18 protein-coding genes and 1 pseudogene are annotated in these 20,190 nt (G+C 64.4%); 8 read left to right on the top strand and 11 right to left on the bottom strand.

Translation table 11 applies throughout. From position 1 onward, the window contains the following. Window positions 1-84 precede the first annotated feature (84 nt). The 3 genes from C7402_RS15660 to poxB form a co-directional block, all read right to left on the bottom strand. Complete coding sequence (locus C7402_RS15660; protein WP_116611221.1) at window positions 85-525, bottom strand: DUF4279 domain-containing protein; 441 nt, start codon at window positions 523-525, stop codon at window positions 85-87. Next, window positions 515-1,363 (bottom strand): hypothetical protein, encoded by an 849-nt coding sequence (locus tag C7402_RS47695; RefSeq protein WP_224042972.1) that lies wholly within the window; start codon window positions 1,361-1,363, stop codon window positions 515-517. Before C7402_RS47695 ends, C7402_RS15660 begins: the two co-directional genes overlap by 11 nt. A gap of 406 nt (window positions 1,364-1,769) precedes the next feature. Further along, on the bottom strand, window positions 1,770-3,488 hold the full coding sequence (gene poxB, locus C7402_RS15670) for a ubiquinone-dependent pyruvate dehydrogenase (protein ID WP_116611222.1): 1,719 nt from the start codon (window positions 3,486-3,488) through the stop codon (window positions 1,770-1,772). Between the two features lie 287 nt (window positions 3,489-3,775). Here poxB and C7402_RS15675 point away from each other — a divergent pair, with 287 nt between their 5' ends. Further along, complete coding sequence (locus C7402_RS15675; protein WP_116611223.1) at window positions 3,776-4,483, top strand: pseudouridine synthase; 708 nt, start codon at window positions 3,776-3,778, stop codon at window positions 4,481-4,483. 154 nt (window positions 4,484-4,637) lie between these two features. Continuing rightward, window positions 4,638-4,826 (top strand): hypothetical protein, encoded by a 189-nt coding sequence (locus tag C7402_RS15680; protein WP_112173202.1) that lies wholly within the window; start codon window positions 4,638-4,640, stop codon window positions 4,824-4,826. 33 nt (window positions 4,827-4,859) lie between these two features. On the opposite strand, the gene C7402_RS15685 is transcribed toward C7402_RS15680, so the two are convergent. Further along, complete coding sequence (locus C7402_RS15685) at window positions 4,860-5,909, bottom strand: NAD-dependent epimerase/dehydratase family protein (RefSeq protein ID WP_116611224.1); 1,050 nt, start codon at window positions 5,907-5,909, stop codon at window positions 4,860-4,862. A 110-nt stretch (window positions 5,910-6,019) separates the two neighbouring features. Here C7402_RS15685 and C7402_RS15690 point away from each other — a divergent pair, with 110 nt between their 5' ends. The 3 genes from C7402_RS15690 (at window position 6,020) to C7402_RS15700 (ending at window position 9,080) form a co-directional block, all read left to right on the top strand. Continuing rightward, on the top strand, window positions 6,020-7,051 hold the full coding sequence (locus C7402_RS15690) for a CDP-6-deoxy-delta-3,4-glucoseen reductase (RefSeq protein ID WP_112173204.1): 1,032 nt from the start codon (window positions 6,020-6,022) through the stop codon (window positions 7,049-7,051). A 355-nt stretch (window positions 7,052-7,406) separates the two neighbouring features. Then, complete coding sequence (locus tag C7402_RS15695) at window positions 7,407-8,591, top strand: acetylornithine transaminase (RefSeq protein WP_112173205.1); 1,185 nt, start codon at window positions 7,407-7,409, stop codon at window positions 8,589-8,591. Window positions 8,592-8,609: 18 nt separating this feature from the next. Then, the gene (locus C7402_RS15700) at window positions 8,610-9,080 is read left to right on the top strand and encodes a GNAT family acetyltransferase (protein ID WP_116611225.1); all 471 of its coding nucleotides are present in this window, start codon (window positions 8,610-8,612) and stop codon (window positions 9,078-9,080) included. A 52-nt stretch (window positions 9,081-9,132) separates the two neighbouring features. Here C7402_RS15700 and C7402_RS15705 read toward each other — a convergent pair whose 3' ends face one another. The 5 genes from C7402_RS15705 to araD all read right to left on the bottom strand — a co-directional run bounded on the left by C7402_RS15705 (window position 9,133) and on the right by araD (window position 15,178). Further along, complete coding sequence (locus tag C7402_RS15705; RefSeq protein WP_116611226.1) at window positions 9,133-10,347, bottom strand: porin; 1,215 nt, start codon at window positions 10,345-10,347, stop codon at window positions 9,133-9,135. A gap of 84 nt (window positions 10,348-10,431) precedes the next feature. After that, window positions 10,432-11,793 carry a sugar porter family MFS transporter gene (locus tag C7402_RS15710; RefSeq protein ID WP_116611227.1) on the bottom strand — a complete coding sequence of 454 codons (1,362 nt, stop codon included), beginning with the start codon at window positions 11,791-11,793 and terminating at the stop codon, window positions 10,432-10,434. A 64-nt stretch (window positions 11,794-11,857) separates the two neighbouring features. Further along, window positions 11,858-12,631: an SDR family NAD(P)-dependent oxidoreductase gene (locus tag C7402_RS15715; protein WP_116611228.1), complete on the bottom strand. Its 774-nt coding sequence runs from the start codon at window positions 12,629-12,631 to the stop codon at window positions 11,858-11,860. Beyond that, window positions 12,631-13,440, bottom strand: coding sequence for an HpcH/HpaI aldolase family protein (locus tag C7402_RS15720; RefSeq protein ID WP_244314858.1), 810 nt, complete (start codon window positions 13,438-13,440; stop codon window positions 12,631-12,633). The genes C7402_RS15715 and C7402_RS15720 overlap by 1 nt, the downstream gene beginning before the upstream one ends. Before the next feature lie 16 nt (window positions 13,441-13,456). Further along, complete coding sequence (gene araD, locus C7402_RS15725; protein ID WP_208948942.1) at window positions 13,457-15,178, bottom strand: L-arabinonate dehydratase; 1,722 nt, start codon at window positions 15,176-15,178, stop codon at window positions 13,457-13,459. 157 nt (window positions 15,179-15,335) lie between these two features. Between araD and C7402_RS15730 the strand changes: the two genes are divergently transcribed. After that, entirely contained in the window at window positions 15,336-16,379 is a 1,044-nt protein-coding gene (locus C7402_RS15730; protein ID WP_116611230.1) for a LacI family DNA-binding transcriptional regulator, read from the top strand. 40 nt (window positions 16,380-16,419) lie between these two features. Here the strand turns inward: C7402_RS15730 and C7402_RS15735 are convergent, their stop codons facing one another. Further along, complete coding sequence (locus C7402_RS15735) at window positions 16,420-17,142, bottom strand: GntR family transcriptional regulator (RefSeq protein WP_116611231.1); 723 nt, start codon at window positions 17,140-17,142, stop codon at window positions 16,420-16,422. Between the two features lie 175 nt (window positions 17,143-17,317). Here C7402_RS15735 and C7402_RS15740 point away from each other — a divergent pair, with 175 nt between their 5' ends. Both C7402_RS15740 and C7402_RS15745 read left to right on the top strand, forming a co-directional pair. Further along, window positions 17,318-18,487, top strand: a complete 1,170-nt coding sequence (locus C7402_RS15740; protein ID WP_116611232.1) for a mandelate racemase/muconate lactonizing enzyme family protein — start codon at window positions 17,318-17,320, stop codon at window positions 18,485-18,487. 27 nt (window positions 18,488-18,514) lie between these two features. Next, window positions 18,515-19,954 (top strand): NAD-dependent succinate-semialdehyde dehydrogenase, encoded by a 1,440-nt coding sequence (locus tag C7402_RS15745; protein ID WP_116611233.1) that lies wholly within the window; start codon window positions 18,515-18,517, stop codon window positions 19,952-19,954. A gap of 122 nt (window positions 19,955-20,076) precedes the next feature. On the opposite strand, the pseudogene C7402_RS15750 reads toward C7402_RS15745, so the two are convergent. Then, window positions 20,077-20,190, bottom strand: a pseudogene (locus tag C7402_RS15750) (ABC transporter ATP-binding protein); the annotation flags it as partial.

Consider the following 20,190-nt stretch of genomic DNA (forward strand, 5'->3'; position numbering starts at 1 on the left):
GTGTTCCGGGTTGATCCGTGGGCGGCCGGTGGTATCGGGTGGGGCTTTTGGTGGCACTCAGTCAGCTACGCCACCGAGTTTCGCCTATCGGTACTCGTCAATCTCGACCGTACCGCCCATCGCTTCCATCATGGCGCGGATATCGTCGGGTACATCGGGCACGCGATCGCCGCTCTCGTTCATCCAGTAGCACCACAGCGCGACCTTCGCGCCCTGTGCGGCGGCCAACTCGCGCAAGTCGGCGCGGGGTAAGCCAAGGCGGCCGACGAGGTATTTCAGGTGCGGCCCAAGACTGTCGCTGTGTACCGCCGACTTGCTCTCGACGGCCCACAGGCCGAGCGTGCCCGGTCGCGGACTCAACTTACCCGAAGGAAGCTTGAAGGGCTGCCCCTTCGTTATTTCGCGATCAGGCTGCACGCCGAAGTAGGCGGACCAAAACTGTGCGGATACGAACTCCCCGGAAATGATGAACGTCGCATGTGCGAGCGCGTGAGCGATGGGAGCGGATTTCTCGTCAGGGCGCATAGTTGTGAATGTTGTCGTCCAGGATTCGGCGTTTGAACTCGACGCTTCCGTCATCGTGAAAGATCACGTTATCGGCAGGCCCGAGTCCGTTCGCAGGCTTGAACACGTGAAGCATGTCGCTGAACGTGTTTTGGTCGTATCCAAGCATCTTGGCGGCATAGCGAGGATTGTTGGTGCTGGCTGCAATCTCTTGCACGTCACCGCTCAAGGCCTCCGACGTGTACTCGAACGGCTGCGCATCGGAGAGCTGAGTCGAGCCGGTCGCCCAGAACGGCCTAACGGGATTCTCGGACATACGCGGGGGCTTACCCATCATCTGCTGGACGGTCGCATACGGATTGTTGTCCTGCGGCCGCTGCGCGCCAAGTGCAGGCTTACGTTTCCTGTCATCCTGGATGGCCTTGACGCAGGCGCGCAGATCCTCATGCTCGGGCACAAAGATCAGCTCGCCCTCCCTGATGGCCCTGAACACGGCATCCCAGAGATCCCGGTAATTGTGGAGTTGTTGCCATCTCGTCCATCCACCACCAAACATATCGATCTTGCCGAGTACAGCGCGTAGGTCGCTATCACTGGCAACCGACAGAGCGCGCATCGTGCCACCGCCATCAAGGAAGGTGCGGCGGGCGAGCTGCATGGCTGTCGTGATGTCGTCGATCTCGTCGCGGGTGATTTCGGTGAAATGCCGGTTCGTCCCGAAACTGTAGTGGCGCGCGGGGTCGAACATCAGCGGACTGACCAGGCTCAAGTAGAACGACTGACGGAGGCTGGGCCAGAAAAGGTAGGTGTGTCGCTGGTTCTCGTCGAAAATATCGTAGTACGAGCCAAGAAATAACATGGATGAGATTCCTCGCCGTGCGCCACATCGGGCGTAGACGGTATACCTAGCACGCGGGCCGACGATGCCCCTTGCGCCAAGTTGACCGCGGCGCGCTTGATGCGGGACGCATCTGAGCTCCCTTGCAGCTCCTCCTTCAAACAGTAAAAAACGCGCCTTCGCAGCAGTTCGCCGGCTGGCGCGAAAGTTAGGTCTGTTCAGATACCTTTTAGCTTTCCATCTCGCAGACAACCGGGCCAGCACACCTCTTCTGGTGGTATCTCTTCAGCGCGAAAACAACAGACGCCCGCCAGCATTGAATAGCGCGAATTTTTGCATTCCGGCCCGGCACCAGAGTCCTTCTCCGGCAAGTTCCGGAGATCAGCAAAACCCGCGACAGCCACAAGGCCTCGCGGGTTTTCTACATTCAGCGCAAATTCGTCTGCGCCAGTTCCACCACCTCGTCCCCGCGCCCGCTCAACACCGCACGCAGCATATACAGGCTGAACCCCTTCGCCTGCGCCCATTGCAGCTTCGGCGGCATGGCCAGTTCGTGCCTGGTCGTCACCACGTCCACGAGCGCCGGTCCGGGGTGCGAGAACGCCGCGCGCAGCGCATCGTCAAGCGCCTCGGAATTCTCCACGCGCACGCTGAAAAGCCCCGCTCCCCTGGCGATATCCGCGAAGTTGGTCGCGGCGAGATCGGTGCCGGTTTCGACATAGCCGCCTGCCTTCATCTCCATCGCCACGAAGCCAAGCGAACCGTTGTTAAGGACAACGATCTTGATCGGCAAGTCGAGCTGGCGCGCGGTGAGGATGTCGCCAAGCAGCATCGACAGACCACCGTCGCCCGAGAGCGAGATCACCTGGCGCCCCGCGTGCGCCGCCTGCGCGCCGAGCGCCTGCGGCATCGCGTTGGCCATCGATCCATGGTTAAACGAGCCATGCAGCCGGCGCCGGCCGTTCATCGTGAGATAGCGCGCGGCCCAGAGCGTGGGCGTGCCGACATCGACCGCGAAGATCGCATCGTCTTCGGCCAGCGCGTCGAGGCGCGCCGCCACATATTGCGGATGCAACGGCTTGCCCGCCGCCGCGGGGCGCGCGAGTTCGTCGAGTCCCTTGCGCGCGTTCGCGTAGTGCTCGCGCGCACGCTCGATGAAGCGCCGGTCGGTCTTGCGCGTGAGCTTGGGCGCAAGCGCGCGCAGCGTTTCGCGCACGTCGCCGATGAGCCCGAGCGTAAGCGGCGCGCGTTTGCCGAGCGCGGCCGCGTCGCGATCGATCTGCACGATATTCGCGTGCTGCGGATAGAAGTTGCGATACGGGAAGTCGGTGCCGAGCATCACGAGCGTGTCGCACGACATCATCGCGTGATAGCCCGAGCTGAAACCGATGAGCCCGGTCATGCCCACGTCGTACGGGTTATCCCATTCGACATACTGCTTGCCGCGCAGCGCGTGCACGGTCGGTGCGCCGAGCGCGTCCGCGAATGCCACCACTTCGTCGTGCGCGCCCTTGCAGCCGCTTCCGCACAATAGCGTTACCGCTTCCGAGCGATTGAGCAGATCCGCGAGCCGGTCGAGGTCCGCCGAAGAGGGCAGCGTAGCCGGGCGCGCCGCCTGCGCCCAGGTCACGTCCTCGTCGGCCGCTTCGAGCAGCGCGACGTCGCCCGGCAGCACGATCACGGCAACGCCCTTCTGGTCGATCGCCGTGCGCAGCGCCCTGTCGAGCACACGCGGAAACTGCGAGGCGTTCGTCACCAGCTCGACATAGTGGCTGCACTCGCGAAAGATTTCGGTGGGATGCGTTTCCTGGAAATAGCCAAGCCCGATTTCCGTCGACGGGATATGCGCAGCGATCGCCAGCACCGGCGAGCGGTTGCGATGACAGTCGTACAGACCGTTGATGAGGTGGAGGTTGCCGGGCCCGCAACTACCGGCGCACACGGCAAGCCGGCCGGTTGCCGCGGCTTCCGCGCCCGCGGCGAACGCGGCGACTTCCTCGTGCCGCGTGTGCATCCAGCGGATCGTGCCGAGCTTGCGCAGGCTCGCCGACAAACCGTTCAGGCTGTCGCCGGTCACCCCCCAGATACGCTCGACACCCACCGCCTCGAGCGTTTTCGCCAAATGATCCGCAATCGTCTTCGCCATGATGGACTCCACATGAACCGTCAAACGCAACGCGCGCGCCGAACGCGGGCGCTGCGCCAAAGAAAAGAGACAGGCAATGGCACGCCTCGCGCGCCGCGCACGTCCGGCGATGCCGGCCGGACCTGCCGATGCCTCGCGCTACGTTACGCCATCCTCCCGAAATACGCAGTCAAGCGGTGCGCGGCGCACCGGTGCGGGCGCGGGATGCGTCGTCCCCGCTAAAATAGGCGGCTCCACGCGGCTTTCACGCTGTTTTCACGCTCTTTCCACGCCGTTTGCTGTTTGTCATGAATCTCGAAAGCATCCTCTTCTCACAGGGTTTCGGCTCGCGCCGCCAATGCCGCGCTCTCATCGCCGACGCGCGCGTCGCCGTGGCGGACGAGCCGTGCACCGATCCGCTCGCCACCTTCGACACGGCAGGCCTCGTGTTCAGCGTGGACGGCACGCCGTGGCCGTTTCACGAGCGCGCGTATGTCGCGCTCAACAAGCCCGCGGGCTATGAATGTTCGCGCGATCCGCAGCATCACTTGAGCGTGTTTCATCTGCTGCCGCCGCAGTTCGCGGCGCGCAACGTGCAGTGTGTGGGCCGCCTCGACCAGGATACAACTGGCCTCCTGCTGCTCTCTGACGACGGTCAGTTCGTGCACGCCTTCACGTCGCCCAAGCGCAAGGTGCCGAAGGTCTATGTGGCGACGACGCGCCATCCGCTCGACGACGCGCAATTGAAGGCCCTGCGCGAGGGCGTTCTCCTGCACGGCGAGCGCGAGCCGAGCACCGCCGTCTCGGCGAACGCGCGCGGGGAGCGCGAGCTCGAACTGAGCGTGCTCGAAGGCAAGTATCACCAGGTCAAACGGATGGTGGCCGCGGCCGGCAACCGCGTCGAAGCGCTGCATCGCGAGCGCATCGGTGGCTTCGCGTTGCCCGCAGGACTCGCGCCGGGCGCGTGGCTATGGCTAGACGACGCGGCGCTCGACGCGCTGCGCAACAAGGGGTAAACCACCACGCTGGCCGCGCACGCCTGCGGCTGCGTGCGTTGTCGCACCATGGGGCACAAGCGCCCGCCGTTTGCGCCGCACCGCAGCATGCCCTTGCTGACGTTCCGCCCTATACTCGTTTAAACAACGATTACAAGCTGCAAGGAGGGGCATCATGATCATCAACGGGACATTCGAAATCTCATTCGTGTTGATGGCATTCGTGGCGCTAGGGGCGATTCTGATTGGTGGCCTGCTCGCGTCGATGCATATGCGGCATCAGTACCATCCAAACCTGATCGGGGCGCTCGTCGGAGCGCTGCTCTGCTTCCTCCTGCTCGAAGCGCTGCCGGCCATCACGTGAACGGCACGCTTTGCGCCGCGCCGCCCACCCGGCTCATGGGTGCGGCGGCAGCGTGCGCAAGAACGCATCCACATCCGCATAGCGCAAACGCACACGCAGTTCGCGCTTGAGCCGCGCATTCGAAAGACGGCGCGACTCCCGCATGAACGAGAGCAAGACCGGATCGAGTTCCCGCTCGGCCGCTTCGCGGCTCACGCGCGGCGCGCGCGCGAGGCCGAAGGCGTCGGCGACGCGGTCGAAGTACTCGCCCATCTTCAGTTCGCTGTCGTCCGAGGCGTGGATCGTGCGCGCCGGGCGGCCGTGAGTGGCCATGCGCAGGAGGATCGCCGCGAGGTCGTCTGCGTGGATGTGGCTCGTGTACACGTCGTCGCGCTCAACGAGCGCCGGCGTGCGCTTTTCCAGCCGCGCGAGCGGCAAGCGGTTCGCCGCGTAGATGCCGGGAATGCGCGCAACCGTGGCGCGCAGCGCGCCGCGCGCCGTCGCGCGCCGCAGTTGGCGCTCGGCGGAAACCCGGCGTATTGCACGGGCGTTGGCAGGCTGCGGGGTGCGGGTTTCGTCGATGCGCGCGCCGCCGCAATCGCCGTAGACGCCCGTCGTGCTGGCGTAGACGAGCGTCAGACGCGTGTGCCGGGCGCCGGGGGAGCGCCAGGTGCGCTCGGGTACAATAGCGGATCGTCCAGGGCTTGCGGCGTGGCCGAACATGCCGTGGCGAGCCGGGCGCCTGGCGGGAACCGCCATGCCCGCCAGCGCGGGTCGCGCCGCGGCGCGCCTGCGCGCGGCAAGCGCCGCGATCAGGCCGCGTGTGCGCAGGTCGTCGTCGCCGGATTTTTGTGGCGGAGCGAGGTGCAGGACGGTGTCCGCGAGGCCGGCGAGCCGCCTGAGGCTCGCACGGGCGTCGAGGTCGCCGCGCAGCGGCACCGCGCCCGCGGCGCGCAGCACGGCGTCGCGCTCCGGGCGGCGCGCGAGTGCGAACACGCGCGCATGGTCCGGGCGAGTGGCCAGGAAGGCGAGACAGCGCAGGCCGACGTCGCCGCAACCGACAATCAGGATGCGCGCGCGGCGCAAGTTTCGTGTGGCAATCATGGTGGAACCATTTTAGCGGCCTGGGCCTCGCGGCGAAGCCCGGCCAGGAAATGCGGGCAAGCCCGCGACCGGATTCAACCCTCGGATTACAGACTTACGCTTCCCTGAATATGGCTTTCAACGTAACGCTCAAGCAAAGCGGCCGGCAATTCCAGGTCGAGCCCGACGAACCCATTCTCAACGCGGCCCTGCGTCAGGGCATCGGCCTGCCTTACGGCTGCAAGAACGGCGCGTGCGGCTCGTGCAAGGGCACGGTCTGCCACGGCGAGGTCGAACAGCGCGCGCACGCGGCTTCGGCGCTCTCCAATGACGAGAGAACGCGCGGCATGGCCCTCTTCTGCTGCGCGACGGCGCAGACGGACCTCGAAATCGACATCCGCGAAGTCGCGGGCGTGGGCGACATGCAGGTGCGCAAGCTGCCTACCCGCATTGCCGCCATCGAGCGCAAAGCCGACGACGTCGTCGTCCTCAAACTGCAACTGCCCGCCAACGAGCGCTTGCAATATCTGGCCGGCCAGTACCTCGAATTCATCCTCAAGGACGGCACGCGCCGCTGCTACTCCATGGCGAGCGCGCCCCACGAGGAAGGCCCGATCGAGCTGCACATCCGCCATATGCCGGGCGGCAAGTTCACCGACCACGTCTTCTCGCAGATGAAAGAGCGCGACATCCTGCGCTTCGAGGCGCCGCTCGGCACCTTCTTCCTGCGCGAGGAATCGGACAAGCCCATCGTGCTGCTCGCCTCGGGCACCGGCTTCGCGCCGCTCAAGGCGATTGTCGAACACGCGGTCCACAAGAACCTGAACCGCCCGATGACGCTCTACTGGGGCGCGCGCCAGAAGAAGGACCTGTACCTGATGGATCTCGCCGAGCAATGGGCGAAGGACATCCCGAACTTCCGCTTCGTGCCGGTGCTCTCCGAGCCCGCCGCCGGGGACAACTGGACCGGCCGCACGGGCTTCGTACACCGCGCCGTGATCGAGGATCTGCCCGACCTTTCCGGCCACCAGGTCTACGCGTGCGGCGCGCCGGTGATGGTGGAGTCGGCCCAGCGCGACTTCACGCAACACCACGGCCTGCCCGAAGACGAGTTCTACGCGGACTCGTTCACGAGCGCCGCGGACCTCGCGAACGCCGTCTGAAGCCGGTGTGCGCGGGTCGTTGCGTACGCAATGCAACGACCCGCGCTAACCCGCAAAAAACCGCCGTCACGAAAAATTCTTCGGCCGAATGGAAAAAATCGGCACATTGACGGTTTACATCGCCGTTCGGCTTGTCGTATTCTTGCGCCCATGAACTGCATCCTGTCCGCTCTCCGACGTCGCCGCTCGCCCCATCTTTAGGGCCTGGCTAGTCGCGGACGCGCGTTGCACCTCTCCAACGCACAGCAAGTTCGAATCACGAAAGCCACGGCCAGTCCGTGGCTTTTTGTTTTTCCGCCGTATCCCGCCGTTTTCTTTACAACCTTTTTGCAGCCCCAACGCGGAGCCCGTTGCCATGAATTTTTCCGAGTACCCGATCGAGTCGCTGATGTACATCACCAACCGGCCCGAAATCGTTTTCACGCATGGCAAGGGGTCGTGGCTCTACGACAACGAAGGCAAGCGCTACCTGGACTTCATCCAGGGCTGGGCCGTCAACAGCCTCGGGCACTGCAACGAAGGCATGATCGAAGCGATGGAAAAGCAGGCGCGCCTGCTCATCAACCCGTCGCCGGCCTTCTACAACGAGCCGATGGCCAAGCTCGCCGGCCTGCTCACCGAGCATAGCTGCTTCGACAAGGTGTTCTTCGCCAACAGCGGCGCCGAAGCCAACGAAGGCGCGATCAAGCTCGCGCGCAAGTGGGGCAAGAAGCATCGCGACGGCGCCTACGAGATCATCACGTTCGACCACAGCTTCCACGGCCGCACGATCGCGACGATGTCCGCGAGCGGCAAGCCGGGCTGGGACACGATCTACGCGCCGCAAGTGCCGGGCTTCCCGAAGGCCGACCTGAACGACATCGCCTCGGTCGAGAAGCTCATCGGCGCGAAGACCGTCGCCGTGATGCTCGAGCCGATCCAGGGCGAAGGCGGCGTGATTCCCGCCACGCGTGAATTCATGCAGCAACTGCGCGCGCTCACGCAAAAGCACGGCATCCTGCTGATCGTCGACGAAGTGCAGAGCGGCTGCGGCCGTGCGGGCACCCTCTTCGCCTACGAACTCTCGGGCGTCGAGCCGGACATCATGACGCTCGGCAAGGGCATCGGCGGCGGCGTGCCGCTCGCGGCGCTGCTCGCGAAGAAGGAAATCGCCGTATTCGAAGCGGGCGACCAGGGCGGCACGTACAACGGCAATCCGCTGATGACGGCCGCGGGCTACTCGGTGATCTCGCAACTGGTGGCGCCGGGCTTCCTCGAAGGCGTGCGCGCGCGCGGCGAGTATCTGCGCGACAAGCTGCTCGAGCTTTCCGCTGAACGCGGCTTCCAGGGCGAACGCGGTGAAGGTCTGCTGCGCGCGCTGCTGCTCGGCAAGGACATCGGTCCGGAGATCGTCGAAAAGGCGCGCCTCATGCAGCCCGACGGCCTGCTGCTCAACGCCGCGCGTCCGAACCTGCTGCGCTTCATGCCGGCGCTGAACGTGACGACGGAAGAAATCGACCAGATGATGGCGATGCTGCGCACGATCCTCGACTCGCTGTAATCGAGCGGAGCACGAGCGATGTCCGTCACGATCCGCGTGTTTGCCGAAGCCGATACCGAAGCGGTGCTCGCGCTCTGGCGCGAGGCGTTTCCCGAGTACAACGACGCGAGCCGCCCGCACCGCAATCCGCGCCTGTCGATCGCGAACAAGCTCGGCACGCAGCCGGAGTTGTTCTTCGTCGCGATTCGCAACGACGGCGACGTCGACGGCGCGATCGTCGGCACGGCGATGGCGGGTTACGACGGGCATCGCGGCTGGCTCTATTCGGTCGCCGTGGCGCCGCAGGCGCGGCGCCTCGGTCTCGGCACGCGGCTCGTGCGCCATGCGGAAAGCGCACTCGCCGCGATGGGCTGCCTGAAGCTCAACCTCCAGGTGCTCACCGACAAGGCCGAGGTGCTCGCGTTCTACGAGCGGCTCGGCTATCGCGCCGATGCGGTCGTGAGTCTCGGCAAGCGTCTTGCCGTGCAGGAGTCCGAAGCGGTTGTCTGAGCGCCTCCGGGGAGCGGCGTTTCACACGACGCCGCTCCCGGATCCCGCGTACTTAAAAGCGGTGAATCAATCCCGCAGCGACGGTCATCATGTTTCGCGTTGCCGACGGCGACGAATTGAAGCCATCGCCGATCGTGGCTGTGGCGGGAATGATCGAGATCCCGTCCGATCCCAACGTCTGGCCGCCTGCGCGTTGATATGCCTGAAGGAAGTAGATGCCCGTCTGCTTTGACAAGCTGTAGTACTCCGCGAGCGAGCCCTGCTGATACTGCGCGCCGCTCGCAATGCCGTTTGCCCGGCTGGCGCGGGTGTAGCTATAGCCCGCAGCCAGATCCCATACCGCCGCGACGCGCACGTGCACGACGGCGCCGAATGTATTCCATACCGCCGTCGTTCGGAACGCCGAGCCAATCCCCGGCACATACTGAACGTTCGAATACGTGGCGGACACATCCACGTTCGAGGTGATGGCATAGCCGCCCGCCACGGCGATGCGCTGTTGCGCGGCCGCTGTCCGGTAGCCGTTGGTCAGGGCCGAAACACCAATCTGCCCGGCCTGCGAAGCCGTGGAGTTCGGGTCCCATGCCCCGCCGCCAGGTGTCGCGTTGTTGAAGCGCTCGATGCCAGCACCGATGCCGAACGCACCCAACTTGTACTGCAAGCCGGCACTCCAGCTCGATCCCGTACTCAGGCTGCCCGGCACGCCGCCAAGGGCGTATGCACCGCTCGCGCTCAACCCGTAAAAGGTCGGCGACTTATAGAGGACGGTGTTGCTCGTCTTGTAGATCGTGTCGAAGTTGTCGATATCACCAGGGTGCGCACCTGAAAATCCGGTAAGCCAGTTGGTGGGCGACCATGACGAGATCATCCAGTAGTACGAAGTGAGCTGACGGCCGAGCGTCAGGCTGCCGTAGCCTGGATTCGTCATGCCAACCCATGCCTGCTGCCCGAACATTGCGTTGGTGAACTGCGCGTTTCCATTGGCCGAATTGAATCGCGACATGAGGTTGAAGATGGCCGCCCAGCCGTTGCCGAGATCCTCGCGTCCCTGAAATCCGAACTTGCTTCCATCCCACGTGCCGGGCGCCATCTGGAAGTTGTGGTGACCGTTGGCTGCCGAGCCGAGTGTGGTCTGGTTGCTCGACCAGGCGAGCGCGTTATCAATCGTGCCATAAAGCGTGACGCTGCTTTGCGCATGCCCGAATCCGGGCAATACGGCCGTGCCCAACACGCACGCCCCTGCAATGAGGCGGAATCTCCCGTTCACAGCTAGTCTCCTGAATGTGTCCTGTTTTTGAGTTAGCGCTACCTTATTTGTACGCACGACTTGACTGCAAGTCCCGGGCTGCAATCAGCCGACGTCTTTTTCGATCTCCTCGAGACTCAATCCGGCGGTTTCGCGAATGCGATAAATCGCAAACAGACACGCCACGACGCAGCAGCCCGAAAACACGGCAAAGGCCGATGCCGCCCCCATTTCGAGCAGCGCGGGAAACGTCGATGCGACGATGAAGTTCATGAGGAACATGGCAAGCGCCGCAGCCGACATGGTTCTCGCGCGGATGCGCAGCGGCAGCAACTCCGGCATCATCACCCAGACGAGCGGCCCCCAACTGAACGAGAATGCCGCCTTGAATAGCGCCAGCGCCGCCACGGCCAGCGTGCTTCCCGTTGACGTCGACGTAGCGCCGAAATGAAATACCAGCCCAAGGGCTGCCATGCTCAGCGCCATGACGAGCGCCCCTGTGATGAGCAACGGGCGGCGCCCCACGCGATCGACGACGCGCGCGGCGAAGATCGTCATGAAGATCGACAGCACACCCAGTCCCACGCTATTGAGCAGTGCCGTGGATTCACCGAAGCCCGCGGTGCGCAGGATGGTCGGCGCGTAATAGACAATCGTGTTAATACCCAATGCCTGCTGGAGCACGGCAAGACCGAACACGCTGATCAAGGTGGGACGCAGCGCCTTCGACCTGAGCACATCGGGCAGCCGCACCGTCGGTGCCCCTTCATTGGCCCGCTGAATCTCCCGCAATGATTCGTCCGCGCCGCTCGGCGTGTTGGTGATCTCCAGCACGCGGCGTGCTTCGTCGATACGACCCTGCCGCACAAGCCAGCGTGGCGAGTCTGGCTGGAAGATCATGCCAATTGTGAGGAATACTGATGGAACTGCTGCGAGGCCGAGCATCCATCGCCATTGGCCGTGAGGCGCCAGCACATAGCAAATCACGTAGGAGATCAGAATACCGGTGGCGATCGCCAACTGGTTCATGGACGCCAAACCGCCCCGGATATGCTTGGGCGCGATCTCGGACAGATACAGCGGCACTTGCACTGTCGACACGCCGATCGTGATGCCGATGAGCACGCGCGCCACGATCAGCGTCAGCGGGTCCGGCGCGAGCGCGGACAACACCGAGGTGACAATGAACATCACGCCCGCACCGATCAGCATCTTACGCGGGCCGTAGCGGTCCGCGAACCGGCCGGTGCCGAAGGCGCCGACCATCGCGCCCAGCAGCAGGCCGCCCACCACCATGCCCTGCAACTGCGCGTTGAGCGTCATGTCCTTGCGGATGAACAGCAGCGCGCCCGCGATCACGCCGCTGTCGTAGCCAAAAAGTATGCCCCCCAAGGCGCCGAACAAATACGCGATGCGCGCCCGGTGACGCGACCTCGCGGGAACATAGCCTAGTGTCTGCGTTTCCATCTGTTGTCTCGCTCCTTTATTTATATTGCGTTCTCGTATTGCACCTGATCTCGCGCGTGGTGCGCTACCCGACAACCGACACCTGCGCGAGCCCCGCGTCGACGATCATGTTCTGCCCGGTCACAGCCGCCGACTGGTCCGATGCCAGAAACAGCACCATGTCGGCGATATGCTTCATTTCGACGGGAAATTTGAGGCATTGCAATTCGATGAAGCGCTGCGCGTCAGCGGGGTCGAACCACAGGGCCTTCTGCCGCTCGGTGAGCACGGAGCCCGGCAATACGGCGTTCACGCGGATATTCGCGCCACCCAGTTCCCGTGCAAGCGTGCGGGAGATGCCGCTGATCGCCGCCTTGGCCGCCGTGTAGGCGATAAGATTGGGCCGGCCGCGCAGCCAAGAGATCGAGCCCATATTGATGATCGAACCGCCGCCCGCGCGCGCCATCGCCGGCGCGAGGCGCTGCACCGCGAATACGTGGTGCGTGAGGTTCGTATCGATGAGGTCGTGCCAACGCTCGGGCGTCAATTCATCGAGCGCACAGCGGTCGTCGCGCCCCGCGTTGTTGACCAGTACGCTAATCGGGCCAAGCGCCTCGCCGGCCGCATCGAGCGTGTGGCGGTAGGCTTCGATATCCCGGATGTCGCACGATGCGAACCAGGGGCGCGACGGACCTTCATAGCGCTCGCACAGCGCGCGCCCCGCGGCTTCGTCGAGGTCACAGAACGCGACGCGCGCCCGTTGAGCGACGAACGCGTCGACGAGCGCTGCGCCGATGCCCGACGCGCCGCCCGAGACGAATACGGTCGTGTTCTCCAGAGAGGAATAGATCGCGCTCATCAGTAGGCCACCTTCATCGAAGCGTGATCGGCCTGCCCTTTCATGCGTGCGACAACCGACTTCGCCTGCTGCAACATGAACACGAGGTCCGAGCCAACCGCCACATAGTCATAGCCCATTTTGGCGAATCCGTGGACCATCTCCGGCGTGGGCCCGAGCGTTCCGATCGGCTTGCCCACGGCGCGTGCACGCTTTGCAGCCGTGGCCATCAGCGTCTGCACGCGCGCGTTCTGGAGGTCGCCGATGCAGCCAAGCGCGGCCGAAAGATCGCCCGGACCGACGAAGAGTGCATCGACGCCGTCAACCGCGGCGATTTCCTCGAGACAATCGATGGCTTGCGGCGTCTCCAGTTGCACGATACACGCCGTCAAATCGTTCGCACGCTTGCCATAGTCGCTCACCATGCCATAGCGGCTTGCCCGGTGTATGCCAGCGAAACCTCGCTGTCCGAGCGGCGGGTACTTCATCGACTCGACGACCCTGCGTGCTTGCGCGGCACTTTGCACATAGGGAAACATCAGCGTGCGCGCACCGAGATCAAGCGCGCGTTTGACGAGCGCCGGATCGTCACTATTCGAAACGCGCACGACAGGCACTGCCGGGGTACAGTCCACGGCCTGCATCATCTGCCATGCCTCGCGAAAATCGATGGGGCCGTGCTCCATGTCGATCAGGAGCCAGTCGAAGCCTGTGTGCCCGAGCGCTTCGGCGTTGCTTGGCGTGCCCGCCATCAGCCAGGTGCCGAGCGGCGTCGCCGCCTCTTCCAGCAGTTTGAGAAAGTCGTTCCCTTCGGTCAGGGGCTTGTTCACCACGATGCCTCCGCTATTAGTAGATCGCCGGTTCGGCCGGCTCGTGCCAGCCCGCGAGAAAATCGAAGTCGCACCCTTCGTTGGCCTGGGTAACGTGCTCGAGGAAGATCTTCGTGTAGCCGCGCGGCGGCATCGGCACGGCCGGTTTCCATTGCGCGCGGCGCTGTGCCAGTTCGGCGTCGGAGAGTTGCACGTCGAGGCTTCCCGCTGCGACGTCGAGTTCGATCACGTCGCCCGTGCGTATCAAGGCGAGTGGGCCGCCTGCGGCCGCCTCAGGCGCGACGTGCAGCACACAAGTGCCGTAGTGGGTCCCGCTCATGCGCGCGTCGGAGATGCGCACCATGTCGCGCACACCCTGTTCCAGCAACTTTTTCGGAATCGGCAGATTGCCCCACTCCGGCATGCCGGGCGCACCCAGGGGACCACCGTTGCGTAGCACGAGAACGGTGTGGGCGTCGACGTCGAGATCGGGATCATTGATGCGCGCATTCAGGTCCGCCATCGAATCGAACACCAGCGCCCGGCCCGTGTGCCGGAGCAACGACTCGCTCGCCGCGCTCGGCTTGATGACGGCGCCTGATGGCGCGAGGTTGCCGTGCAGCACCGCAAGCGCAGGCCGCTCGCTCACCGGTTGCGCGAGCGACCGCACGACGTCTTCATCATCGCAACGTGCGTACTCGAGGTTCTCGCCCAGCGTGCGGCCGTTCACGCTCATGCAGTCGAGCGAGAGGCGCTCATGAATGCGCTGTAACAGAGCGGGCAAGCCGCCGGCGTAATAGAAGTCCTCCATCAGGCTCGAGCCCGAGGGCAGAATGTTCGCGAGCACCGGAATATCCTTGCCCTCGCGCTGGATATCGTCGAGCGTGAGCGGTACGTTGCCCCGCCCTGCGATGGCAATCAGATGAATCGCGGCATTCGTCGATCCACCAATCGCCATATAAGCAGCGATTCCGTTCGCCACCGACTTCGCATTGAAGAAGCGGGAAGGCTTCAGATCTTCCCAGACCATTTCGACGATACGCTCGCCGCTTTGCGAGGCCATGCGCGTATGCGCGGCGTCCATGGCGGGAATGCTGGAAGCGTTAGGCAATGTGAAACCCATGGCTTCGGCGATCAGCGTCATCGTGCTCGCCGTGCCCATCGTGTTGCAGGTGCCTGGCGTACGCGACATGTGTGATTCGAGCGCGATCCACTCGCGAGTATTCAGTTGCCCGGCCTGGCGCTCGTCCCAGAACTTGCGCGTATGCGTGCCCGCGCCCACCTTCTCGCCACGCCAGCGGTCGTTGAGCATAGGCCCGGCGGGCACGAAGATGCATGGCAGGTCTGCGCTTAGGGCGCCCATCAAGAGGCCCGGCACGGTCTTGTCGCAGCCACCAAGCAGCACGGCGCCATCGATGGGCAACGAGCGCAGGAGTTCCTCGACCTCCATCGCAAGAAAATTGCGGTAGATCATCGTCGTCGGCTTGACCAACACCTCGCCGAGCGACATGGCCGGCAATTCGAACGGCATGCCGCCCGCCAGCAAAATGCCGCGCTTGACCGCCTCCGCGCGCTCGCGCAGGTGTGCGTGGCACGGCGAGAGATCGCTCCACGTGTTGACGATCGCGATCACCGGACGCGACATGAACTCTTCCCGGCGCAACCCCATCTGCTGCAAGCGCTGCCGGTGCGCGAACGAGCGCGTGTTGTCGGGCGCGAGCCAACGCTGGCTACGCAGTTCTTCCAGTCGCTTTCGCATCTTGTTCACGTTTCACTGCTTCCTTTGAAAGCCCCGAAACCGTCCGCGAGGCCGGCGGGCGGGATTTGGGGATATTTTTATGTTAGCGCTACCTCGAGTTAGTATTCATTAGCGCTAACACGAAGTCAATCGAACTGATTCAAGGATTTCCCTGGTTATGACCCAGTCAGCCCGAAAGCGGCGCGGATCCGGTCGCACCACGCTGCATAACGTCGCCGAACTGGCCGGCGTCTCGGCGATGACCGTTTCGCGATATTTCAGCAACAAGGAGAGTGTCCGCCTCGACATGCAGCAGCGCATTGCGGCCGCGATCGAACAAACCGGCTACGTACGCAACGTCTTCGCCGGTTCACTCGCGTCTGCACGGGGACGTTGCGTGGGCATGGTGATCCCGCATATCGCCGGCGGCGTCTATGAGGAGACCATCCAGGCGGTAACCGACACACTACGGCCATTCGGCTATCAATTGCTGCTCGCCTCGAGCAACTATTCGACAGAGGAAGAGGAAGCGGCCGTTCGGGCGTTTATCGGGTGGGCGCCCGCCGCGCTCATCCTGACCGGGCAGAAACGCTCGCGCAAGACGACTGAATTACTCGCGAACGCGGGCGTCCCCGTTGTCGAGACGTGGGCGCACAAAACGCGTCCGCAGCATATTCAGGTCGGTTTTTCGAATCCCTCGGTTGGCAAGGACAGTACGCATTACCTGTACGAGCGAGGTTATCGGCGCATTGTCTTCGTGCATCCACCACGCACCGACGACGTCGGCGCGAACGACCGCGCGAGCGGCTACGAAGCGGCGATGCACGAACTGGGCCTCGCGCCTGCCACGTTCCGGCCGCAGGCCACGGTGTTGCTCGACGCGGGCGCGGAGGCATTTCGCACGCTCACGAGCGGTCGCACGCCCGCCGACGCGCTGATCTTCTCAAACGACAATCTCGCCGCCGGCGCGCTGCTGCACGGCCTGCGCGAGAGGATTGCGATCGCACAAACGTGCGCCGTGATGGGCTTCGGGGATCTTTCGATCGCCGACAAGCTTGTCCCGTCGCTCACCACCGTACGGCCCCCGCGCTACGAAATGGGCAGGATCGCCGCGCTGCGCGTAATCGAACTGCTGCGCGCGATCGAAGAAGACGCGCCCACCGACGCGATCGAGCGCGACAACCTGCTCACGTACGAGATCGTCGAGCGCGAGAGCGCGTAGCCGTTACGGCGCGCAGAGGGCGGCCGCAGGCCGTGGAACGTCACACGTCCAGGTCCATTTCAAGATTGACCGCGTCGCCGCGATAGACCACGTCCGCGTAGTAGACGATGACGCCGGCGGCGTCGTTAAACACGCGCTGCACGCGCGCCACGGGCGCGTCCACGGGAATTCGCAGAAGATACGCCGTGTCGGCGTCGGCGGATCCGATGGTGAGCGTCTGGTGCGCCCGGGTCATGGGCCGCGGCCTCATCTCCATCAGGATCGGGATCACCGTCTCCTTACGGAAACGCGCTCGCGAACGCGCAAACAACCGATCCTCCAGATACAGACCGATCACGCAGTACGGTGCGCCACCCATCGAATGCACCCGCCGCATGTAGGTGTACGCGCCGGCAAGCGTGCCGTCTTGTTCCCGCACGGCAGGCATGCGCCGGTGCTCGTCGATGGTGAGCAGTTCGGGCGTCGTATTGCGATAGGTCTCGGCAAGTGCATCGAGACTCGTGACTACGTGCACGGGTTGATACGCCGCGCAAGGCGCACTGACGTACGTCCCGCGGCCACGCATGGGCTTGAGCGCGCCTTCGACGGTGAGCAACTGCACTGCCTGGCGGGCGGTGACGCGCGCCACCTCGAACTCCCCGGCGATCTGTTCGAGCGTCGGGATGAGATCACCGTCGCGCCACACACCGCGGGCGATCCGATCACGCAAGGTGTCGGCAATTTGCAGATAGAGCGGAACCGGACTGGATGACGAAGGCCGCATGGTAAGCACGTAGTAAAAGCTGGAAACGTGGATCTTACGCTGCGCACGATCACACTCTCTCCCACGAGGACTTGAAACGTACAGCAAGATTAAAGTACCATAAACCATACTTTAATAATTTAAAAAACCCGGTGTCCTTTCTGCCTTGACGCCTTCCATCTGGAGACTCCACGCCATGACCTGGCCCCAGCACGACGAGCCGAACCTCTCTCCTGTCACCATCGAACGCGTTGAAGCCCACGTCCTGCGCTGCCCGATTGCGATGCCCGTACAGACGTCGTTCGGCATCATGCGCGACCGCCCCGCCCTGTTCATCGAAATCATCGCGCGCGACGGCACGTCAGGCTGGGGCGAGGTGTGGTGCAACTTCCCTTCGTGCGGTGCCGAGCATCGCGCCGCGCTGATTCGCACCGTGCTGGCTCCCTTGCTCGAAGGCCAGCAGCTCTCACACCCCGCCGCTGTGTTCGAGCAGCTCACACAGCGCACGGCCATCCTGGCCCTCCAGTCGGGCGAGCACGGGCCCATCGCACAGGCCATTGCGGGCGTCGACCTGGCGCTCTGGGACATGCAGGCCCGCCGCGCCGGGTTGCCGCTCTGGCGACTGCTTGGCGGCCGGAACGAGGAGATCGGCGTCTACGCGAGCGGCCTGAATCCGGGCGGCGCGGAGCCCATCGTCGCCGAACGCCTCGCTCGCGGGTTCAACGCGTTCAAGCTCAAGCTCGGTTTTGGCCGCGAGCGCGACGCAGCCAACCTCGCGGCACTGCGCGAGATGATCGGGCCACAAGCGCAGTTGATGGCCGACGCCAACCAGGCGTGGGATCTCGACACGGCGCTGTCGATGGGCGAGGTGCTCGACGCACACAATCTCGTCTGGCTTGAGGAGCCGCTGCGTTGCAACCGACCTGCCGTCGAATGGCGTACGTTGGCCGATCATCTCGTGACACCGCTGGCAGCCGGCGAAAACTTCGCGGACGCCGCGGCGTTCGAAGCCGGCATCGCGAACGGCGCGCTGCGCGTGATCCAGCCCGACGCGGCCAAATGGGGCGGCATTTCCGGCACTTTGCCCATCGCGCAGGCCGTGCGCACGGCCGGCTTGACGTATTGCCCACACTATCTCGGTGCCGGCGTGGGCCTGCTCGCGTCCGCGCATCTGCTCGCCGCGGCTGGCGACAGCGGTGGCAGCGGTATGCTCGAAGTCGACGCCAATCCAAATCCGCTTCGCTCGCTGCTCGCGGGACCCATCGAGCAGCCGCTGAACGGACGCGTACGGCTTGGGCACGCGCCGGGCATCGGCGTCGTGCCGGACATTAGCGCGTTGCGCCGCGAAATCGCGCCCTCCCTTTGAGCATGCCCCCTGCTGAACGGATATTCAATGAGCCCCTCGCACAACTACCCTGACACCGCCCTCTACATCGACCAAACCTGGCGAACCGCCGCGCGCACGCTCGCCGTTATCAACCCGGCTACGGAGCGTGAGATCGGCCGCGTCGCGTGCGCCGACGAAGCCGACCTCGCAGCGGCCGTCGAAGCCGCGCAGCGTGGCTTCAGGACCTGGCGCTCCGTAAGCGCTTTCGAGCGCAGTGCACTCATGCGCCGTGCGGCGCAACTGATGCGCGAACGCGCCGAAGATATCGCAGTCACGATGACCCTGGAACAGGGCAAACCGCTCGCCGAGTCGCGCCTCGAAGCACTGGCTTCGGCCGACATCATCGAATGGTTTGCGGAAGAAGCGCGCCGCGCGTATGGACGGGTGATCCCTTCGCGCTCCAAGGCGGTCAGACAACTCGTCGTGCGCGAGCCCGTCGGTCCTGTCGCCGCCTTCACGCCCTGGAATTTCCCTGTGAATCAGGCCGTGCGCAAGATTTCCGCCGCGCTCGCAGCCGGATGCTCCGTCATCCTGAAAGGTCCGGAGGAAACGCCCGCGAGCTGCGCTGCGCTGGTACGCGCCTTTGTCGACGCGGGTGTACCCGCCGGCGTACTGAATCTGGTGTTCGGCGAGCCCGCGCGGATTTCAGGGTATCTGATCGCCCATCTCGCCATCCGCAAGATTTCCTTCACAGGCTCCACCGCTGTGGGCAAGCTGCTTGCCGCGCAAGCAGGCGCGCATATGAAGCGCGCGACGATGGAGTTGGGCGGCCACGCTCCCGCGCTCGTATTCGCGGACAGCGACGTACCGCGAGCGGCCCGCCTGCTCGCCGCCGCGAAATTCCGAAACGCGGGCCAGGTGTGCATTGCGCCGACTCGTCTGAGCGTCGAGCACAGCGCAATCGACGAATTCATCACGCACTTCACCGCTGCTGCACAGGCCGTTACGGTCGGCGACGGACTCGACACCCGCACGCAGATGGGCGCGCTTGCCAACGAGCGACGCCTGCGTGCGATGGAAGAACTCGTCTCCGACGCGTGCTCGAAGGGTGCCACGCTCGTTACAGGAGGGCATCGCATCGGACGCGTAGGCTACTTCTTCGCGCCTACGCTCCTCGCCAACGTTCCGCTCACGGCACGCATCATGAACGAGGAGCCGTTCGGCCCGATCGCAACCGTAGCGTCGTTCCACACCCGCGAGGAAGCGATTGCGGAAGCGAACCGCCTGCCCTATGGACTCGCGGCGTATGCCTATACGCGCTGCGCGGCAACGCTTGCTTCGTTGGGCGACGACATCGAAAGCGGCATGGTGTCGATCAACCACCATGGCCTCGGCTTGCCCGAGGCGCCGTTCGGCGGCGTGAAGGATTCAGGTTACGGGTCGGAAGGCGGAACCGAGGCGCTGGAAGCCTACCTGAACACGAAATTCGTCACCGAGCACCGCTGACCCGGCACAGAAGCCAGCAAGCAACGAGCGCAAAAAAGCCGGGCTCCGCGCAACGCGGAGCCCGGCCCCAAGCTGTTTTGCCAGTGCGACGTCGGCCGTCACATGCCCGTTGATTCGGCCACTTACTCGCCCAGATACGCCGCGCGCACCTTCGGATCGTCGAGCATCTGCTTGGCCTCGCCTTCCATCGTCACGAGACCCGAGTCCATCACGTAGCCGCGGTTCGCCGCCTGCAA

Source organism: Paraburkholderia unamae, assembly GCF_003096875.1.
Lineage (GTDB): Bacteria > Pseudomonadota > Gammaproteobacteria > Burkholderiales > Burkholderiaceae > Paraburkholderia > Paraburkholderia unamae.

Coding starts and splice junctions, on each gene's coding strand:
- C7402_RS15660 (WP_116611221.1), bottom strand. CDS start 525: ATGCGCCCTGACGAGAAATCCGCTCCCATCGCTCACGCGCTCGCACAT.
- C7402_RS47695 (WP_224042972.1), bottom strand. CDS start 1,363: ATGTTATTTCTTGGCTCGTACTACGATATTTTCGACGAGAACCAGCGA.
- poxB (WP_116611222.1), bottom strand. CDS start 3,488: ATGGCGAAGACGATTGCGGATCATTTGGCGAAAACGCTCGAGGCGGTG.
- C7402_RS15675 (WP_116611223.1), top strand. CDS start 3,776: ATGAATCTCGAAAGCATCCTCTTCTCACAGGGTTTCGGCTCGCGCCGC.
- C7402_RS15680 (WP_112173202.1), top strand. CDS start 4,638: ATGATCATCAACGGGACATTCGAAATCTCATTCGTGTTGATGGCATTC.
- C7402_RS15685 (WP_116611224.1), bottom strand. CDS start 5,909: ATGATTGCCACACGAAACTTGCGCCGCGCGCGCATCCTGATTGTCGGT.
- C7402_RS15690 (WP_112173204.1), top strand. CDS start 6,020: ATGGCTTTCAACGTAACGCTCAAGCAAAGCGGCCGGCAATTCCAGGTC.
- C7402_RS15695 (WP_112173205.1), top strand. CDS start 7,407: ATGAATTTTTCCGAGTACCCGATCGAGTCGCTGATGTACATCACCAAC.
- C7402_RS15700 (WP_116611225.1), top strand. CDS start 8,610: ATGTCCGTCACGATCCGCGTGTTTGCCGAAGCCGATACCGAAGCGGTG.
- C7402_RS15710 (WP_116611227.1), bottom strand. CDS start 11,793: ATGGAAACGCAGACACTAGGCTATGTTCCCGCGAGGTCGCGTCACCGG.
- C7402_RS15715 (WP_116611228.1), bottom strand. CDS start 12,631: ATGAGCGCGATCTATTCCTCTCTGGAGAACACGACCGTATTCGTCTCG.
- araD (WP_208948942.1), bottom strand. CDS start 15,178: ATGCGAAAGCGACTGGAAGAACTGCGTAGCCAGCGTTGGCTCGCGCCC.
- C7402_RS15730 (WP_116611230.1), top strand. CDS start 15,336: ATGACCCAGTCAGCCCGAAAGCGGCGCGGATCCGGTCGCACCACGCTG.
- C7402_RS15735 (WP_116611231.1), bottom strand. CDS start 17,142: ATGCGGCCTTCGTCATCCAGTCCGGTTCCGCTCTATCTGCAAATTGCC.
- C7402_RS15740 (WP_116611232.1), top strand. CDS start 17,318: ATGACCTGGCCCCAGCACGACGAGCCGAACCTCTCTCCTGTCACCATC.
- C7402_RS15745 (WP_116611233.1), top strand. CDS start 18,515: ATGAGCCCCTCGCACAACTACCCTGACACCGCCCTCTACATCGACCAA.